Raw genomic sequence first — 17638 nt, 5'->3', positions numbered from 1 at the left:
TCCTCATCCCCGGCGGCGCGACCTCGCGCTCACGCCGGCGACGCCACGAGTGACGCCCGCCCGTCGACCACCTCGACCGTCGCATCCAGTGCACCCGCGTGCACGAGGTCGTGCGTGACGAGCAGCGTGGCCGTGTCGCGTTCGCGGGTGAGACGCGAGAGGAGCGCCATGATCTCGGCGCCTCGAGCGCTGTCGAGGGCGCTCGTCGGCTCGTCGACGAGCAGCACCCGCGGCTCGTGCACGAGGGCGCGCGCGATCGCCACGCGCTGACGCTGGCCACCCGAGAGCTGCGCGGGGCGGCGGTCGGCGTGGTCACCGAGGCCGACGGCATCCAGCAGCTCATCGACGCGGCCGCGCACGGCGGCCCGGCGCGCGCGCCGCCCTCGCCCGCCGAGCTCGGCCATCACGCAGAGCTGCTCGCGCGCGGTGAGGGCGGGGAGCAGTTGCGGCTGCTGGAACACGATGCCGATGCGCTCGCGTCGCAGCGCCGTGCGGCCCGCGGCGCTGAGCCCGGTGGCATCCACCCCGTCGACGACCACGCGTCCGGTGTCGGGGCTCGCGAGGGTCGCGGCGAGGGCGAGCAAGCTCGACTTGCCGGAGCCCGAGGGGCCGGTGATCCCGGTGACGAGCCCGGGGCGCCCCTCGAGCGAGACGTGGTCGACCGCGGTGACGCGGGCGTCCCCGTCGGGGTAGGTGAGGGTGACGTCGTCGAGAAGGATCATCGAGTGCTCCCGAGAGCGGTGAGGGGGTCGGATGCCGTGACGATGCGCAGCGAGACGGCTGCGCCGAGCACGCCGAGGGCGATCATGACGAGCGCGGGGGCGAGGGTGGTCAGCGGACTGAGGACGAAGGGCAGCGCACCGCCCGCGAGCGCGCCGAGTGCCGCGGTGAGGCCGATGCCGACTCCGACGCCCGCGACCAGCACGATCAGCGCCTGTCCGAGCGCATCGCGGAGGAGCATCGGGGTGCTCGCCCCCAGCGCCTTCAGCACGGCGACGTCGGCGGCCCGCTGCATCGTCCAGACGGTGAAGAACGCGCCGACCACCAGCGCCGAGACCGCGAACAGCATGGCGATCATGAGGGCGAGCGAGCCGATCTCGGAGCGGAACGTCGGCAGCGCGGTGAGGCTGGCGACGGGAGCGGATGCCATGGTGCCGGTGGCGGCCGAGGCGGCCGCCCAGTCGGGCGTCCCCGACACCGCGAGCACGGTCGCGTCGCCCTGCCCGCCCAGCCGGCGGTCGATGTCGGCCCACGCGGCGGGGGTCATCGCGACGACGGGGGAGTGGCTGTACCAGGAATCGCCGGTGACCTCGTCGACGCGGTACGCGGAGCCCGAGATCGTCACGTCGTCGCCCGCGGTGGCGCCGAGCGCTTTCGCCGCCCCCGCCGACAGCACGACGTCGCCGTCGGCGGTCGGCGAGATCCCGGCCGCGTCGAGCCCGAACAGGGCGACGCCGCCGCTGCCACCCGGCCCCGCGGCGCGGGTCTGCACGATGCCGACGGGCGTGACCGCCCGCACGCCCGGCGTCGCGGTCCACGCGGCGACGGTGGCGTCGCCGAGGCTCGAGTCGGCGAAGGTCGCCGCGGCGCCTCCGACCGGCTGCAGCACGAGCCGGTCGCCCGGCAGGGCCAGCACCGCCGAGACGTTCTGCGCGGCGAGGCCGCCGGTGAGCCCCGAGAGGAAGCCGACGAGCAGGGTGATGAGGGCGACGACCGCCCCGATGAGGGCGAACCGCCCGCGGGCGAACCGAAGATCGCGCCATGCGACGTACACGTCGCCTCCTTCCGCCGGCGGATCTCCCCGGCTCCTTCCACTGTCGCCGTGGCGCGGCGGCGGGTCATCGGCGGCCGGGACGAACTCCCTCTCCACCTTTCGGATGATCCGCCCGTGGCGCGGCATCCGTAGCCTGGAGATCGACATGCCCCACCGCACCCTCGCTCCCGTCTTCGCGGGCCTGCGCGCCGGACTCCACGCCCTCTTCGGCGGCCTGCTGGCGCTGGTCGTCGTGCGCGTGCTGCTGACGAACGGGCCGGTGCTCGCCCTGGTCCTGGCCGGGCTGCTCGGCGCGGTGTACCTCTCGGGGCTCTGGCTCGCACGGGGTGCGCGCTCCCGCGCCGCAGTCGTATGGTTGGCGGCCCTCACCGTCGTCTGGGCGGCGCTGGTCTGGCTCGTCCCCGAGGCGGCGTACCTCGTCTTCCCGCTGTTCTTCCTCTACCTGCACCTTCTGCCGGGCGTCGCGGGGCCCCTCTCCGTCATCGGCACCACGGCGCTGACGATCGCGGCCTTCGCCGTGCACGGCGGCCTCACCGTCGGCGGCGTGGTCGGACCCGTCGTCGGAGCCGGAGTCGCTCTGCTGATCGGCCTCGGCTACTCGGCACTCGAGCGGCGCGCGGCCGAACGCGAGGCCCTCATGGCCGAGCTGCTGGCGACCCGCGACCGGCTGGCCGCCGCCGAGCGCGAGCAGGGCACTCTCGCCGAGCGCGCCCGCCTGGCGCGCGAACTGCACGACACGGTCGCCCAGGGGCTCTCGAGCATCCAGATGCTGCTGCACGCCGCCGAGCGAGCCGATGCCGAGGGGCCGGGCATCGCGCACGTGCGCCTCGCGCGCCAGACCGCGGCCGACGGCCTGGCCGAGACGCGGCGTTTCATCCGCGAGCTCGCGCCACCCAGCCTCGATCGGGGACTCGGCTCCGCCCTCGAGCGTCTCGCCGCCGGCTGGGGCGCCCGCGAGAAGATCCCCGTCGACGTCGATGTGGATGCCGCGGTGTCCCTGCCGATGGATGCGCAGACGGCGCTCCTGCGCATCGCCCAGGGCGCTCTCGCCAACGTCGCCCAGCACGCCCGTGCCCACCGCGTCGGCATCCGGCTCAGCGCCGACCGGGGGACCGCGCGTCTGACGATCACCGACGACGGGGACGGGTTCGATCCGCGCGGCGCCGAAGACGCGGCATCCACAACCGACTCCTTCGGCCTGCGCGCCATGGGCGAGCGGGTCGACCAGCTCGACGGGCGACTCGCCGTCGACAGCATCGCGGGCTCGGGAACGACGATCACCGTGACGCTGCCGGGGGCGACGCCGTGATCCGCGTGCTCATCGCCGACGACCACCCCGTGGTGCGGGCGGGCGTGCGGGCGCTGCTCGATGCCGAGACCGACATCGACGTGGTGGGCGAGGCCGCCACCGCCGACGAGTCGGTCGCCCTGGCCGACACGCTCGCTCCCGAACTCGTGCTGATGGACCTGCAGTTCGGTGACCGCGCGGCCGGTGCCGACGCGACACGGCGGATCCGCGCGCTCGCCGCACCCCCGTACGTGCTCGTGCTGACCAACTACGACACCGACGGCGACATCCTCGGCGCCGTCGAAGCGGGGGCCAGCGGCTACCTGCTCAAAGACGCCCCTCCCCACGAACTGCTCGCCGGAGTGCGCGCCGCGGCCGCCGGCCAGAGCGCCGTGGCCCCCGCGATCGCCGGGCGCCTGCTGGCGCGGCTGCGCGAACCCCGCGTGACGCTGTCGGTGCGTGAGATCGAGGTGCTCCGGCTCGTCGCGCGCGGGGCCTCCAACGCCGACGTGGCCGCGCACCTGCACATCACCGACGCCACGGTGAAGTCCCATCTCGCGCACGTGTTCTCGAAGCTGGGCGTCTCGTCGCGCACCGCCGCGGTCTCGAGCGCGCGAGCCCTCGGCATCGTGCGCTGACCGGGTTCGCCGCGTCGCGGCACGTACGATGGGCGACATGATCCGGGTGCGCGTGGTCGGTGTGGCCCTCGACCCGGCCCAGCAGCACGTCATCCTGTTGAAGCCGGTCGACACCGCCACCGACGGCGACCTGGTGCTGCCGGTGTGGATCGGCGCGCAGGAGGCGATGTCGATCCTCGTCGCGATCGAGGGCACCGGCAGTCCCCGCCCCCTCGCGCACGACCTGACCACGGCCATGCTCGGGGAGCTGTCGGCCTCGGTCGAACGCGTCGAGGTCACGCACCTCGACGCGGGCACGTTCCATGCCCGTGTGCTGCTGGCGACGCCCGCGGGACCGCGCACCTTCGACGCCCGCCCGTCCGATGCCATCGCGCTCGCCGCCCGTTCCGGCGGGTCGATCTGGGTGGCCGCCGACGTGCTCGCCGAGGCCGGCGTGCCCGACGACGCGGTCGAGATCGAGCCGTCCGCCGAGGACGACCGGGTCGAGGAGTTCCGCCGATTCCTCGACGACGTCGACCCCGACGATTTCCAGGGCTGACACATCGACCGAGCGGCGCCGGGCGCTCCTAGACTCGCGGAGGGGCCGCCCGCGCGGCCGTGATCCACGAGGAACGGGGAACCAATGCAACTCGCCATGGTCGGGCTCGGACGAATGGGCGCCAACATCGTCCGCAGGCTCATGAAAGACGGTCACGACTGCGTCGTGTTCGACGTGAATCAGGATGCCGTGGCCGCCCTCGTGGCCGAGGGGGCGACCGGCGCCACCAGCATCGCCGACCTCGCCTCGAAGCTGACCAAGCCCCGTGCCGTCTGGCTGATGATCCCCGCCGGCCTCACCGGCTCGGTCGTCGACCAGGTCGCCGAGGTCTTCGAACCCGGCGACATCATCATCGACGGCGGCAACTCGAACTACCGCGACGACGTGCGTCGCGCCGCCAAGCTGAACGACTCCGGCATCCACTACGTCGACGTCGGCACCAGCGGCGGCGTCTTCGGGCTCGAGCGCGGCTATTGCCTCATGGTGGGCGGCCACGACGAGGCCGTCGCGCACCTCGAGCCGGTGCTGCGCACCATCGTCCCGGGACCGGGCGAGGTCGAGCGCACGCCCGGCCGCACCGGCGATTTCTCGACCGAGGAGCGCGGCTACCTCCACTGCGGGCCCTCGGGCGCCGGGCACTTCGTGAAGATGGTCCACAACGGCATCGAGTACGGCATCATGGCCGCGCTCGCCGAGGGCCTGAACGTGCTGAACAACGCCGACGCCGGGTTGCACCAGGGGGAGCACTCCGCCGAGGTGGCGCCGCTGGAGGAGCCCGAGTTCTACCAGTTCGACATCGACACCGCCCGCGTCACCGAGCTGTGGCGTCGAGGCTCGGTCATCTCGTCGTGGTTGCTCGACCTCACCTCGGCCGCTCTCACGCAGAACCCCACGCTCGACGGCCTGGCCGGTCGCGTCTCGGATTCGGGTGAGGGTCGCTGGACGGTCAAGGCGGCCGTCGACACCGGCGTTCCCGTGCCGGTGCTCGCCGCGTCGCTGTTCGAGCGTTTCGCCTCGCGGGGCGAGGACCACTTCGCCAACCAGGTGCTCTCGGCGATGCGTCTGCAGTTCGGCGGGCACCAGGAGCTCCCCGCCGGCGACGTGCTCGAGGCGGGCCAGAAGAAGGCCGAGAGCGGAACGAACTGACCCGCTCCGCCGGGTCAGCGGGTCAGCGTGATCTGACAGATGTGCAGGCCCTCGCCGTCGGTCCAGACCTCGACGGCGGGGGCGACGCACGGCCCGCTCTCGGCGGTGAGCAACTGCACCGCGCGCTCTTCGTACAGCGCGTACGGACCCACGGTTCCGCGGACCGGGGTGGAGATCCCCGAGGGGAGCGTCCCGGTCGTCGCGAGGGCGTCCATGAGCGGCACGCTCGCGGTCTCGGTGTAGTGCGACGCCGCGTCGTAGTCGCGGCAGTTGGCCGTGTCGTCGGCGCCGACGGGGAACCCCGTGCCGAGGCAGTAGCCGCCGACCGGCATGTCGGGGAGGGAGCCGTTCTCGGCGCGGTACTTCTCGAAGACCTCCTGCCACTGCACGAGGCGCCCCGTGGCCTCGGCGTTCGGATCGGACTGCTGCGCCGACAGGAACCACGCCAGAAAGGCGAGTGCGCCGACGACGAGGACTCCTCCGACGGCCAATGCGGTGACGGCAGCGGGGTGAAGGCGGGCGGAGGACTTCGTGGGCGTCGACATGGAGCGGACTTTCTCGAGGGACGCCGCAGCGCCGAGCGGGGGAGGAACGACCGGTGTAGGTTGCCACGCGGGCACGATCGACCCTCGCGACGGATGCGCCATCGCGCGCGGTATCGCCCGCGGGTTCACCTGCCGGTTCATCCGTTCGCCGTGCGGGGGACAGACGCGTCGCCGGCGCGGGGGAGACTAGAGGGATGAGCAGTTCCGCGTCGTCCTCGTCCTCCGACCGTTACGTCGTCGCCACCGACGGCGCGTGCAAGGGCAATCCCGGCCCGGCCGGCTGGGCGTGGGTCGGCGAAGACGGCCATTGGGCGGCCGGATCCATCCCCGAGGGGACCAACAACATCGGCGAGCTGCTGGGCCTGCTGCACGCGATCACCGACCACACCGACGTGCCGGAGCTCGTCGTGCAGGCCGATTCGAAGTACGCGATCGACACGTACTCGTCGTGGATGGACGGCCACCGGCGACGCGGCTGGGTCACGAGCGCGAAGAAGCCGGTGGCCAACCGCTCGATCCTCGAGGCCCTCATCGTCGCGCGTGACGCCCGACGCGAGGCGGGCATGCCCGACGTGGTCCTCGAGCACGTCCGCGGTCACAGCGGGCACGTGCTCAACTCCTGGGCCGACGAGCGTGCGGTGCGCGCGTCGCAGCACGCCGCGAAGGGCGAGGAACTCGTCTGGACGTCGTTGCGCGGCCTCGACCGCCTCGAAGTCTCATCGGCGCCGCCCCGCTCGGCGGCGGATCGCAACGGGCGCTGACGCCGCACTCTTCAGATCCGGCCACCTGACCGTTCCGGCCGCGAGGGGTCTTCGGCGTTCTCCCGCCGGGCGCGGCGCCGGGGCGCGGGTCAGGGCACGGGCGTGCCCGGGCGGGCTGCCGTCAGTACGACTTCGCGGCCAGCGACGGATCCTTGGCGATCTGGGTCTTGAGCACCTTCTCGCCCGCGAAGAGGGTGTCGCCGGACAGGTCGCCGAAGGCGAAGGGCGCGCGCATGTGCCAGATCGAGGCGCCCGTGCACCACCGTGATCGCAGCGGTGCCCGCAGCACCGAGGTGTACAGCAGCGCCTGGACGTCGTGGTTCGCCGCCCCCGTGGGAGGGGTGCTGCCCTCTTGCTGCGCGAGCCCGTCGACCCTGGGCTGCGCCCCGACCTCGGTGATGAGGAAGGGCATGCGCAGCTGGTCGCAGACGGCTTCGAGCTTGCCGAGGTGGTCGTCGGTCCGGCCTCCGGCACCCCGCCACCCGGCGACGAGCTCGTCGACGGTGATGTTGGGGGCGTCGGGGGTGTACACCTTGTCGGTCAGCCGGATCCACGAGTTGATGCCGAACACGTCGAGCAGCTGCGCCATGTGCGGGGTCTTCTGAGGCAGCCAGTAGGTGTACAGAAGGAACAGCTCGAGGGTCGTGAACGCCGCGGTGAGCTTGATGGCGGGGTGATCGGCGCGCACCTTCGCCAGCATCGGCACCCACCGCTCGTACTCTTCGGCGGTGGTCTGCGCCGGCTGTTCGCACGCCACCGACAGGTACTCGACGTCGTTGTCGGTGCACAGCTGCGCGAAGTGCGACAGCTGATCGGCCCAGCTGTCGAAGAAGGCGTCGACCGAGGCCGGGGTGTACTTCGCTCGGTAGAAGCTGTCGCCGTCCTTCACCGTGGCGATGTGCGGCTTGACGAGGGTGATGCGCACACCGCGGTCCTTCGCCAGCGCGAAGACGGCGTCGATGCGTTCGTCGGAGACGCGGGTGAAGGTCGTCGAGTCGGGGTCGGGGATGTAGCAGAGGATGACGAGCGTCGCGTTGGCGCCGAGCGCGGCGATGCGGTCGAGTTCGCGCGCGGTGACCTTGAGCGGCGTCGTCGCATCGAGGCTGAGCGAGATGCTCAGATCGCGCTTGATCTCGCCGACCGCGCCCGCGAAGGCCTGTCGGCGGCGGTTGTCGCCGTGGCGCACCTCGACCTCGAAGGCGTACGGTCCGGTGTCGGTGAGCCTGCCCGCCAGGGTCGATCCCGCGATGGCGAGACCGGCCGGCAGAACGCCGCGGGTCACCGCGATCGTCGCGTCGTCGGCGGGCGACAGCGAGCGTCGCACCGTATCCCAGACGTGCAGGTCGAGATCCTTCGTCGACGGGGTCGTCGCGTTCGCCGTCGGGCTCGGGGAGTGCGTGGCGCCCGAGGCGGAGGGCGTCGGGGCATCGGGTGCCCCGTGCGTCATCATCTTTGCCGCGGCGACCGACCCGGCGCCGAGGCCGATGATGCCGAGCGCCCCGAAGAGCACGCTGCGTCGTGTCAGCTCCACGCGGGCTCCCCTCTCGATGCGATGGCGTCGTCGACCGATGAAGGGGTGGTGCGTGCGCGCGGTTCGGCTCGCGCGACTCCCCGGCTTCCAGGGTACGGGGCCGCGCGGTCGCGACCCCCTCCCCTCGACGAGTTCCGGGCCGACTCACGTGCATTCTGCGGGGAGGACTCCGCGCCGACGACGCACCCACCCCCGCCGCGGCGGGCCGAACTCCTGAGAAACCGGAGGCCGAGGCCGACTCCGCCGCGAATCGACGCGCCGCGCGCTGCGCCGCCGTCGCGATTCTCAGGAGTTCGGCCCGCACCGGCCCGGTGGATACGCTGGGGCGACCCGCGCCGACAACGGTGCGGGAGAAAGAGCTCTGATGTCTTCCCGCACCACGACCGTCCGTTCCCTCCGCACCGCGTCGCTGGCCATCGCCGGCATCGGGGCGTCGATCTCGATGGGATCGCTCGGATCGTGGTGGACACCGGTGATCCTGCTCATCGCCACCGCCGGGGCGCTGCTGGTGATCTGGCGCACCGACGGCGCCCTCGTGGGATCGCGAGCCGTCGTGCCCGTGCTCATCGTCGTCGTCGCCCTGACCGCGGCGGGCCTGCTCGCGCTCACCGGTGCGCTGCCGTCGGCGTGGATGTGGGCGGCGCTCGGCGCCTACGCCGTCGCCTGGGGCGAGTACCTCGTGTCGCAGACCATCGCGCGCTCCCGCGGCGTGACCGCGCGCTGATCGTCCCGTCCCGCACGCGCAGAAACGTCGAAGGGCCCGGATGCCGTGATCGTGGCATCCGGGCCCTTCGGCGTCGCTGAGGTCAGACGCGGGCTGCGGCCGTGGTCGGCTGCCAGCCCAGGGCCGGAGCGACGTGACGAGCGAAGTTCTCGACCAGGCGCAGGTTGAACTCGACGCCCATCTGCGACGGGATCGTCAGCATGAGCGTGTCGGCGCTCATCACGGCGGCGTCGTTCTGCAGCTGCTCGATGAGCTTCTCGGGAGGCGCGGCGTAGGTCTTGCCGAAGGTCGAGCGCATGCCGTCGATGACGCCGATCTGATCGGAGCCCGCCGAGCCGCCGAAGTACATCTCGTCTTCGGCGGTGACGATCGGGAAGATGCTGCGGCTGACCGAGGTGCGGGGCTCACCGACGTGGCCGGCCTCGCGCCAGGCGGCGCGGAACGCGTCGAGCTGCTGAGCCTGCAGGATGTCGAAGGGCGTGCCGTCGGCCTCGGTGAGCAGGGTGGACGACATCAGGTTCACGCCGATGCGCCCGGCCCACTCGGCCGTCGCCGTCGTGCCGGCACCCCACCAGATGCGCTTGCGCAGCCCGGGGGAGTGCGGCTCGATGCGCTGCAGACCCGTGCCGCCACCGAAGGGGCTGTGCGGGTCGCGCTCGGCGAGACCCTCGCCGTCGATCGCGCGCAGGAACAGGTCGAAGTGCTCGCGGGCGAGGTCACCGCCACGCGGGTCGTCCGACCCCGTGTAGCCGAAGGCCTCGTAGCCGCGCACGACCGTCTCGGGTGAGCCGCGGCTCACACCCAGCGCGAGCCGGTTCGCGCTGATCAGGTCGACGGATGCCGCCTCCTCGGCGAGCATGAGCGGGTTCTCGTAGCGCATGTCGATGACGCCGGTACCCACCTCGATCCGCGAGGTGCGGGCGGCGATCGCGGCGAGCAGCGGCATGGGGGCCGCTTGCTGACGGGCGAAATGGTGCACGCGGAACGAGATGCCGTTGACGCCGAGGTCGTCCAGGCCCTGGGCGAGGTCGATCGCCTGGAGCATCGAGTCACCGGCGGTCAGGTGGTGCCCGCCGCCGAGGGGACCGTAATGGCCGAAGGAGAGGGTGCCGAAAGAACGCATGCCTGAGAGAACGCACCGGCGCCTGATCTATTCCCTCGCATGTATCAAGGGGCGGCCTCGGTGCGCTGCGGGTGTGGAAGCATTCAGGCATGGACGACGAGGTGCAGGACGAACTGCGACGTCTGCGGGCGCGGGCGTACGGCCCGGGGGCCGACATCGCCGACGATCCCGTGGCCGTCGCGCGTCTGCGCGAACTCGAGGAGCTCGACCGGACGCGACAGCACACGACGCTTCCGTCCGACGCCGTCGTCGAGGGCGGTGCCGAGGCGGAACGGACGGGTGTCGCGGCATCCGCAGGGCTCGACGACCTCGACTCGGCCGACATCGACCAGACACCGCGGCCCCCGCTCCTGCGCACGCGGAGGCGTGTATGGGTGGCCGCCGTCGGCGTCGCGGCCGTCGTGGTGGCGGCCAGCGCGCTCACCGCCGTCGGCATGTCGTTCACGACCGTCGAGCGCACGCCGGGCATCGCGCAGACCGACGCGCTGACGCCCGCCCCCGACCTCGATCCCGCGGCGGTCGGCTACCTCGGGTTCGATCCCGAGCAGTCGCGGGGCTTCGAGGACTACTACGGGCTGACGGCGTTCGCGGGGCCGACGCAGATCGACTCCGAGGGCAATCGGGCCGACTGTCTGCTCATCTCCGACACCGCCGATGTGGCAGACTCCGGCGGCGCTCTCCGCTCGAACGCGGGCGTGCGGTTCGGGGGCTGTGCGGCGGGGCTCTTCCCTGCGACGGCGGAGTTCATCGTGAACTCCACGTTCCCCGAGCAGTTCCGCGCCCGTTATCCGGTGGGCACGGCGGTGCAGTTCGTGCTCGACGGCGACGACGTCGGAGTCTTCTCCGACGCGGGCTGACGCCCCACGGATGAGAGGGTGGGGGAGTGACCCCCCTCCTCGAACTCGTGCCCGTCGGTGCCGACCCGGATGCCGTCTACCTGGGCTTCGTCGACTGGGCGGTCGCGCGCGGCCTGACGCTGTACCCCGCGCAAGACGAAGCGGTCATGGAGATCGTGTCGGGTGCGAACGTGATCCTGTCGACCCCGACCGGCACGGGCAAATCCCTGGTCGCGGTCGCCGCCCACGCGGCATCCCTCGCCCGGGGCGGCCGCACCTATTACACGGCGCCGATCAAGGCGCTCGTGAGCGAGAAGTTCTTCGCGCTGGTCGACATCTTCGGGGCCGAGAACGTCGGCATGGTCACGGGCGACTCGTCGGTCAATGCCGATGCGCCGATCATCTGCTGCACGGCCGAGATCCTCGCGAACCTGGCGCTTCGCCAGGGCGCCGACGCAAACGTCGACCAGGTCGTGATGGACGAGTTCCACTACTACGGCGAGGCCGATCGAGGCTGGGCCTGGCAGGTGCCGCTGCTGCTGCTTCCGCGGGCGCAGTTCATCCTCATGTCGGCCACCCTCGGCGACGTCACCGAGATCGCCGAAGACCTCTCGCGACGTACCGGCCGGCCCACCGCCCGGGTGACCGGCGTCGAGCGTCCTGTGCCGCTGCACTTCGAGTACGCGCGCACGCCCGTGCACGAGACGGTGCAGGAGCTGCTCGACACGAAGCAGGCGCCCATCTACATCGTGCACTTCTCGCAGGCGGCGGCGATGGAGCGGGCGCAGGCGCTGTCGTCGATCCGCATCATCGGGCGCGAACAGCGCGACGAGATCGCCGAGGCGATCGGCGGGTTCCGCTTCACGACCGGCTTCGGCAAGACCCTGTCGCGCTACGTCCGCGCCGGCATCGGCGTGCACCACGCCGGCATGCTGCCGCGTTACCGCCGCCTGGTCGAGACGCTCGCGCAGCGGGGGCTGCTGCGCGTCATCTGCGGCACCGACACCCTCGGCGTCGGCATCAACGTGCCGATCCGCACCGTGATGATGACGGCGCTCACCAAGTACGACGGTCAGCGCATGCGCCAGCTGACCGCGCGGGAGTTCCACCAGATCTCGGGCCGCGCGGGCCGCGCCGGGTACGACACCGCGGGCACGGTCGTGATCATGGCGCCCGACCACGAGATCGAGAACGCCGCGCAGATCCTCAAGGCCGGCGACGACCTGAAGAAGCAGAAGAAGATCGTGCGCAAGAAGGCGCCGCAGGGCTTCGTGAACTGGACCGAGCAGAGCTACGACCGCCTGGTGGTCGCCGAGCCCGAGCCGCTGCAGCCGCAGATGAAGCTCAGCGCCGCGATGCTCATCAACGTCATCGCGCGCGGCGGCGACGTGTTCGCCAACGTGCGCTCGCTGGTGTTCGACAACCACGAGCCCCGCGCCCGCCAGTACGAGCTCGCCCGCCGGGCCCTGGCGATCTTCCGCACGCTGGTGCAGGCGGGTGTGGCCGAGGTCATCCCGCGCGAGTCGCCGGATTTCGTCGCTTCAGACGGCTCCGAAGCGACGATTTCCGGCGACTCGCGCATCCGGCTCACGGTCGAGCTGCAGGCGAACTTCGCGCTCAACCAGCCTCTGTCGCCCTTCGCGCTCGCCGCGATCGAGATGCTCGACCCCGAGGTCGAGCTCGGACGGGGACCGGATGCCACGGCCGCCAGCGACAGCGTGGGCACCGGCCACTACGCGCTCGACGTCGTCAGCGTCATCGAGGCGACCCTCGACGACCCGCGTCCGATCCTGTCGCAGCAGCAGTTCCGCGCGCGCGGCGAAGCGGTGGCCGCGATGAAGCGCGAGGGCATCGAGTACGACGAGCGCATGGAGCTGCTCGAGGAGATCACCTGGCCCAAGCCGCTCGACGAGCTGCTCGCGCAGGCGTACGAGGTGTTCGCATCCAGCCAGCCCTGGATCCGCGACTTCGAGCTGTCGCCGAAGTCGGTCGTGCGCGACATGTTCGAGCGGGCATGCTCGTTCGGCGAGTACGTCTCGCTGTACCAGCTGGCCCGCAGCGAGGGGCTGGTGCTGCGCTACCTCAGCGACGCCTATCGCGCGATCCGTCAGACCGTGCCGGTCGACGCGCAGACGCCCGACCTGCTCGATCTGATCGCCTGGCTCGGCGAGCTCGTCCGTCAGGTCGACTCGAGCCTCGTCGACGAGTGGGAGCAGCTCATCAACCCCGCCGACGACCCCGATGCCCCGGTCGTGCCGCCGGCGCCGCCGTCGATCCTCACCAATCGGCGGGCGTTCGTCGTGCTGGTGCGCAACGAGATGTTCCGTCGCGTGCAGCTCGCCGCCCTGCAACGCGACGACGAGCTCGTCGAGCTCGACCCCGACATCGACTGGCCCACCGTGCTCGACCGCTACTTCGACGAGCACGACACGATCGGCACCGGGGGAGCGGCGCGCTCCTCAGCGCTCGTCGAGATCGACGAGTCGGCGGCCGCCGACGGCGTGTGGCGCGTCGAGCAGACGATCGACGACCCCGCGGGCGACCACGACTGGCGCATCCGCGCCGAGGTCGACCTCGCGGCCTCGGAGGAAGAGGGCACGGCGATCGTGCGGGTCACCGAGGTTCTCAGGCTGTAGCGGCGTTGCGCCGACGCGCCATCATCCGGCGCAGGACGAGGCCGACGACCGCGACGGCGATCGTCACCCCGATCACGCGCAGGCCCAGTTCGGGTTGGGTGAGGGCCGAGACGAAGACGTTCACGCCGTAATCGGCCATTTCGGGGAGGTCGGAGGCGAGCACCCGGGTGCCCGCAGCGGAGGCGAGAGCCGTCGTGAGCGGTGGGACGACCCAGACGAGCAGCAGCCCGACCACCCCGGCCACCACCCGCCCCACCGTGTCGACGCCCGTCCACGCGATGGTCGCCCCCACGAGCACCGGACCGAGGAAGAAGGTCAGGGGCAGGATGGCCGAGAAGGGCGACTCGGAGCCGAAGGGCAACGTCATCCACGCTCCGACCCAGATATCCGTCGCCAGTGCGCCGATCGAGAGGGCGACCCCCGTACCGGCGCGGGGAGCCGTCGACACCAACGACGCAACGAGCAGCGAGACCACGAACGCGAGCACGGCCACCGCGGTGAGCAGCACCAGGTACACGATCGATTCGAATCGCTCCTGGAGCACGTTCCACGTCGCGAGCGCGGTCTGAACGATCGCGACGAGCTGGACGAGCGCGAGCCCACCCACCGTCGCGAGTCCGCGCAGAACCCCCGGACGCGAGCGTTGCGCGCGAGCGATGATGCCGGCGGCGGCTCCGCCGACCACGAGCAGCACGATGATCGTCGTGATCTCGTACTGGCTGTACGGCAGCAGCACGAACGGCCCCTGCCGCGACACATCGTCGGCGTCCTCCAGGTTCTGCAGCGGCAGGAACGGTCCGCTCGTCAGCCAGGGGAGCAGCCCCACGACCGCGCCGAGCGCCCCGAAGAGCAGGAACCACGCGACCCTCCGTCGCGGGGGAACGTCGAGTGTCGGATCGGTCGTCATCAGGGTCCCCGTCCCCCGGCGATCCGCCGGACGCTCCGACGCTATCGGAGAGGGGGCGGGGACCGCTGTCGTGCGCGTCATCGAGTCGTTGCAGCTCCCACGGATTCTCCCCCGGCCAGGGGCGGGTGAACTTCTCCACCGATCACCGATCGAGGCTGTCGACGGCCGTGCGCACGCGGGTACCCTGTCGACACGCACACCCCGGAAGGACCACCGTGAACCTCGACGCGGCTCAAGCCCTCATCGCCCTCGGGGCCTTCTTCCTGACCTTCGCCGCCGCGATCCTCAGCGGGATGAAGTGGATGCTGGACCGCGTCGAGCGTCGCACCGAACAGAATTTCGCTCAGGTGGACCAGCGCTTCGCCCGCATCGAATCGCGCATGGAGCGCGCCGAGACACGGGTGGAGAGGGCTGACGCCCGCTTCGACGAACGCATGGTGCAGATCGACGCGCGAGAACGCCGGATCGACGCGCGTCTGCTCACGATCGACGGCAACATCGCCGAGATCAAGGCCTCCGTGTCGCGTCTCGAGGGGCCACGCTCGCCGTTCCTGATCGCCCGCAGCTGAACGCCCGCACGCAAAAACGCCGGATGCCGAGGCCACGACGAGGCCTCGGCATCCGGTGTGTACGTCGTCGTTCAGCTGCGGGCGACGCGGTTCTCCGCGCTGACCATCCACGACAGCTGCTCGAGGCGCTCGAGGATCGAGTGCAGGATGTCGGCGCTCGTGGGGTCTTCGTCGTCGACGTCGTCGTGCACCTCGCGGACGGTGCCGACGGTGGCGTCGAGGCGCTCCGTGATCAGGTCGACGACCTCCGAGGTGTCGACCTCGCCCTGGGGGAACTCGGGGAGGGTCGTGGTCTCGGCGATGGTGTCGCTGCGGCCGTCGGGAAGAGCGTGCAGGGCGCGCATGCGCTCGGCGACGGTGTCGCTGAACTCGCGTGCCGCGTCGATGATCTCGTCGAGCTGCAGGTGGGTGTCGCGGAAGTTCTTGCCGACGACGTTCCAGTGCGCCTGCTTGCCCTGGATCGACAGCTCGATCAGGTCGATGAGCACGCGCTGAAGGTTGTCGGTGAGCTCCTCCGAGGCCTGGAAGCCGCTCTCAGCGTTCTGCTCCTCGGTGGTTTCGGGGCCGTTGCCGCCGCGGGCGGGGCGACGGCGGTTCTTGGTGGTCTCCTGGGTGGCGGACATGCGCCTTCCTTTCACTCGCGGTCGGTAGCGACGTTAGGCGCTTCGTCGGCGGGCGCGGCAGGGGTTGCGAGCCTTCGCACAGCGGGGTAACCGCCGACGCGTGGGTCGGCGCCGTAGCCGCTCCCCTCGGAATGGACAACCCCGGCCTTGCCCCACCGCGCCGTTCTTAGCGTGGAGACGTGCCCCACACACCCCCTGCTCCGTCTCGCCCCCTCCGCGACTACGCCGCGATCGGTGACGGTCGGACGGTCGCTCTGATCGGTCTCGACGGATCGGTGGACTGGCTGCCGCTTCCGAACATCCACTCGCGCCCCGTGTTCGCGCGACTCGTCGACGAATCGGCCGGCGGGTGCATCGAACTCGCTCCGGTGGAGGAGTACGAGGTCACCCGGCGTTACCTGCCGCACACGAACGTGCTCGAGACGACCTTCACGACCGCGTCGGGGGTGGCCACCGTGACCGACGCCATGGTCACGGGCATCGCCGGACGCCTCCCGTGGGCCGAGCTCGCGCGGCGCGTCGACGGGGTGAAGGGCGACGTCGAGTTCGCCTGGTGCGTACAGCCCGGCACCATGCTGCGTTCCGCCGCCCCGTGGACCGAACGCATCGACGGCTTCTCGATCATGCGCATCGGACACGTCTCGCTCGCCGTGGTCGGCCATGAGCACGGTCTGCACGGCGACCCGGATGCCGGCAACGAGAGCATCGACGGCGCGTTCACGACGTCGAAGGGCTCGCGCCATCTGCTCGTGATCGCCGCGACCGAGGGGGAGCCGCTGCGCATCCCCGACGCGAAGAACGTCGACCGCGGCATCGACCGCACCGTCGACGGGTGGACGACGTGGTCCGACGAGTTCTCGTACGAGGGACCCTGGGCCGAAGACGTGCAGCGCAGCGCCCTCGCGCTGAAGCTGCTGTTGTTCAGCCCCACCGGGGCGATCGCGGCGGCGGCGACGACGTCGCTCCCCGAGAACCCCCGCGGGGGCAAGAACTGGGACTACCGCTACGCCTGGGTGCGCGATCTCGCCTACACGGCGCACGCCTGGGTGGGTTTCGGTCTGCGCGAGGAGACGCACGCGGCCATCTCGTGGCTGCTGCGCACGATCCGCAAGAACGGTCCCGAGGTGCAGGTGATGTACACCCTCGATGGTGAGGCCGAGATCGGGCTCGAGAAGCACGACGTGCCGGGTTGGAACGGCAACCAACCGGTCGTGACCGGGAACCCCGCGCAGGGGCAGCTGCAGCTCGGCGTATACGGCGACCTGATCGCCCTGTGCCGCACCTACGTCGAGGCGGGGAACCGTCTCGACATCCAGACCGGACGCCTGCTCGCCGACGTCGCCGACCGCACGTGCGACCTGTGGCGCCGCGAGGACTCGGGCATGTGGGAGCTCCCGGAGCTGCGTCACTACACCTCGTCGAAGATGGGCTGCTGGAAGGCCCTCGACGACGCCCAGTGGCTCGCGGCCGGCGGACACATCCCCGACAACGCCGACCGGTGGCGCGCGGAGCGCGACCGCATTCACCGCTGGGTCGAAGAGCACTGCTGGTCGGAGGAGCTCGAGGCCTACACGCTCGCCCCCGGAAGCTCCGATCTCGACGCGTCGGTGCTGCTGCACGCCCCCACCGGCTTCGACCGGGGCGAGCGCATGTCGAAGACCCTGGATGCCATCACCGAACGCCTCACGACGGAGAACCACCTCGTCTACCGGTACACCGGCATGGACCAGGAGGAGCAGACGTTCGTCGCCTGCGCGTTCTGGCGGGCCACGGCGCTCGCCTGCGTCGGACGCCACGACGAGGCGGTCGAGGCGATGGACGCCCTGGTCGCCCAGGCGAACGACGTCGGCATCTACTCCGAGATGATCGCCGAATCGGACGGGGCGTTCTGGGGCAACCTCCCGCAGGCGCTCAGTCACCTGGCCCTCATCAACGCCGCGCTCGTCATCCGCGAACTCGTGGATGCCGCCGAGCTCTCCGGCCGCTGATCCTCTGCCGC

17 protein-coding genes are annotated in these 17638 nt (G+C 71.3%); 10 read left to right on the top strand and 7 right to left on the bottom strand.

All coding sequences use genetic code 11. The annotated features are described in order from the left end of the window. Positions 1-29: 29 nt before the first annotated feature. Positions 30-722, bottom strand: a complete 693-nt coding sequence (locus tag IFU19_RS12915) for an ABC transporter ATP-binding protein (protein WP_192014277.1) — start codon at positions 720-722, stop codon at positions 30-32. After that, on the bottom strand, positions 719-1774 hold the full coding sequence (locus IFU19_RS12910; protein WP_192014275.1) for an ABC transporter permease: 1056 nt from the start codon (positions 1772-1774) through the stop codon (positions 719-721). Before IFU19_RS12910 ends, IFU19_RS12915 begins: the two co-directional genes overlap by 4 nt. A 145-nt stretch (positions 1775-1919) precedes the next feature. Between IFU19_RS12910 and IFU19_RS12905 the strand changes: the two genes are divergently transcribed. From IFU19_RS12905 to gnd, 4 genes are all read left to right on the top strand, one after another. Beyond that, positions 1920-3083 (top strand): sensor histidine kinase, encoded by a 1164-nt coding sequence (locus tag IFU19_RS12905; RefSeq protein ID WP_192014273.1) that lies wholly within the window; start codon positions 1920-1922, stop codon positions 3081-3083. After that, a complete protein-coding gene (locus tag IFU19_RS12900) occupies positions 3080-3700 on the top strand; it encodes a response regulator (RefSeq protein WP_191915973.1) in 621 nt (206 codons plus the stop codon). Before IFU19_RS12905 ends, IFU19_RS12900 begins: the two co-directional genes overlap by 4 nt. A 37-nt stretch (positions 3701-3737) precedes the next feature. Next, a complete protein-coding gene (locus IFU19_RS12895) occupies positions 3738-4238 on the top strand; it encodes a bifunctional nuclease family protein (RefSeq protein ID WP_055939407.1) in 501 nt (166 codons plus the stop codon). Positions 4239-4322: 84 nt separating this feature from the next. Beyond that, positions 4323-5384, top strand: a complete 1062-nt coding sequence (gene gnd, locus IFU19_RS12890; protein ID WP_192014271.1) for a phosphogluconate dehydrogenase (NAD(+)-dependent, decarboxylating) — start codon at positions 4323-4325, stop codon at positions 5382-5384. A 14-nt stretch (positions 5385-5398) separates the two neighbouring features. On the opposite strand, the gene IFU19_RS12885 is transcribed toward gnd, so the two are convergent. Next, a complete protein-coding gene (locus IFU19_RS12885; protein WP_192014269.1) occupies positions 5399-5929 on the bottom strand; it encodes a hypothetical protein in 531 nt (176 codons plus the stop codon). A 194-nt stretch (positions 5930-6123) separates the two neighbouring features. Between IFU19_RS12885 and IFU19_RS12880 the strand changes: the two genes are divergently transcribed. After that, entirely contained in the window at positions 6124-6690 is a 567-nt protein-coding gene (locus tag IFU19_RS12880) for a ribonuclease H family protein (RefSeq protein ID WP_192014267.1), read from the top strand. A gap of 121 nt (positions 6691-6811) precedes the next feature. Here IFU19_RS12880 and IFU19_RS12875 read toward each other — a convergent pair whose 3' ends face one another. Further along, the gene (locus tag IFU19_RS12875; RefSeq protein WP_192014265.1) at positions 6812-8221 is read right to left on the bottom strand and encodes a hypothetical protein; all 1410 of its coding nucleotides are present in this window, start codon (positions 8219-8221) and stop codon (positions 6812-6814) included. 364 nt (positions 8222-8585) lie between these two features. Here IFU19_RS12875 and IFU19_RS12870 point away from each other — a divergent pair, with 364 nt between their 5' ends. Continuing rightward, a complete protein-coding gene (locus IFU19_RS12870; protein WP_055838711.1) occupies positions 8586-8945 on the top strand; it encodes a hypothetical protein in 360 nt (119 codons plus the stop codon). An 82-nt stretch (positions 8946-9027) separates the two neighbouring features. Here IFU19_RS12870 and IFU19_RS12865 read toward each other — a convergent pair whose 3' ends face one another. Next, the gene (locus tag IFU19_RS12865) at positions 9028-10068 is read right to left on the bottom strand and encodes an LLM class flavin-dependent oxidoreductase (RefSeq protein ID WP_192014263.1); all 1041 of its coding nucleotides are present in this window, start codon (positions 10066-10068) and stop codon (positions 9028-9030) included. 89 nt (positions 10069-10157) lie between these two features. Here IFU19_RS12865 and IFU19_RS12860 point away from each other — a divergent pair, with 89 nt between their 5' ends. Continuing rightward, positions 10158-10925, top strand: a complete 768-nt coding sequence (locus tag IFU19_RS12860; protein ID WP_192014261.1) for a hypothetical protein — start codon at positions 10158-10160, stop codon at positions 10923-10925. A 26-nt stretch (positions 10926-10951) separates the two neighbouring features. Then, positions 10952-13540 (top strand): DUF3516 domain-containing protein, encoded by a 2589-nt coding sequence (locus IFU19_RS12855; protein WP_192014258.1) that lies wholly within the window; start codon positions 10952-10954, stop codon positions 13538-13540. Here the strand turns inward: IFU19_RS12855 and IFU19_RS12850 are convergent. After that, a complete protein-coding gene (locus IFU19_RS12850) occupies positions 13530-14447 on the bottom strand; it encodes a hypothetical protein (RefSeq protein WP_192014256.1) in 918 nt (305 codons plus the stop codon). The genes IFU19_RS12855 and IFU19_RS12850 overlap by 11 nt on opposite strands. 215 nt (positions 14448-14662) lie before the next feature. Here IFU19_RS12850 and IFU19_RS12845 point away from each other — a divergent pair, with 215 nt between their 5' ends. Next, positions 14663-15016 (top strand): hypothetical protein, encoded by a 354-nt coding sequence (locus IFU19_RS12845; RefSeq protein WP_192014254.1) that lies wholly within the window; start codon positions 14663-14665, stop codon positions 15014-15016. A 71-nt stretch (positions 15017-15087) separates the two neighbouring features. On the opposite strand, the gene IFU19_RS12840 is transcribed toward IFU19_RS12845, so the two are convergent. Further along, positions 15088-15639 (bottom strand): Dps family protein, encoded by a 552-nt coding sequence (locus tag IFU19_RS12840; RefSeq protein ID WP_055938511.1) that lies wholly within the window; start codon positions 15637-15639, stop codon positions 15088-15090. A 179-nt stretch (positions 15640-15818) separates the two neighbouring features. Here IFU19_RS12840 and IFU19_RS12835 point away from each other — a divergent pair, with 179 nt between their 5' ends. Further along, complete coding sequence (locus IFU19_RS12835; RefSeq protein WP_192014252.1) at positions 15819-17627, top strand: glycoside hydrolase family 15 protein; 1809 nt, start codon at positions 15819-15821, stop codon at positions 17625-17627. Positions 17628-17638 lie beyond the last annotated feature (11 nt).

The organism is Microbacterium sp. CFBP 8794 (genome assembly GCF_014841235.1).
Taxonomy (GTDB): domain Bacteria; phylum Actinomycetota; class Actinomycetes; order Actinomycetales; family Microbacteriaceae; genus Microbacterium.
The sequence above is the reverse complement of the archived record's forward strand: the minus strand, read 5'-3'. Positions and strand labels throughout refer to the sequence as shown.

What these genes read in the sequence shown, in the direction of transcription:
- IFU19_RS12915 (WP_192014277.1), bottom strand. Translation starts at nt 722, where the DNA reads ATGATCCTTCTCGACGACGTCACCCTCACCTACCCCGACGGGGACGCC.
- IFU19_RS12905 (WP_192014273.1), top strand. Translation starts at nt 1,920, where the DNA reads ATGCCCCACCGCACCCTCGCTCCCGTCTTCGCGGGCCTGCGCGCCGGA.
- IFU19_RS12895 (WP_055939407.1), top strand. Translation starts at nt 3,738, where the DNA reads ATGATCCGGGTGCGCGTGGTCGGTGTGGCCCTCGACCCGGCCCAGCAG.
- gnd (WP_192014271.1), top strand. Translation starts at nt 4,323, where the DNA reads ATGCAACTCGCCATGGTCGGGCTCGGACGAATGGGCGCCAACATCGTC.
- IFU19_RS12885 (WP_192014269.1), bottom strand. Translation starts at nt 5,929, where the DNA reads ATGTCGACGCCCACGAAGTCCTCCGCCCGCCTTCACCCCGCTGCCGTC.
- IFU19_RS12880 (WP_192014267.1), top strand. Translation starts at nt 6,124, where the DNA reads ATGAGCAGTTCCGCGTCGTCCTCGTCCTCCGACCGTTACGTCGTCGCC.
- IFU19_RS12870 (WP_055838711.1), top strand. Translation starts at nt 8,586, where the DNA reads ATGTCTTCCCGCACCACGACCGTCCGTTCCCTCCGCACCGCGTCGCTG.
- IFU19_RS12865 (WP_192014263.1), bottom strand. Translation starts at nt 10,068, where the DNA reads ATGCGTTCTTTCGGCACCCTCTCCTTCGGCCATTACGGTCCCCTCGGC.
- IFU19_RS12860 (WP_192014261.1), top strand. Translation starts at nt 10,158, where the DNA reads ATGGACGACGAGGTGCAGGACGAACTGCGACGTCTGCGGGCGCGGGCG.
- IFU19_RS12850 (WP_192014256.1), bottom strand. Translation starts at nt 14,447, where the DNA reads ATGACGACCGATCCGACACTCGACGTTCCCCCGCGACGGAGGGTCGCG.
- IFU19_RS12840 (WP_055938511.1), bottom strand. Translation starts at nt 15,639, where the DNA reads ATGTCCGCCACCCAGGAGACCACCAAGAACCGCCGTCGCCCCGCCCGC.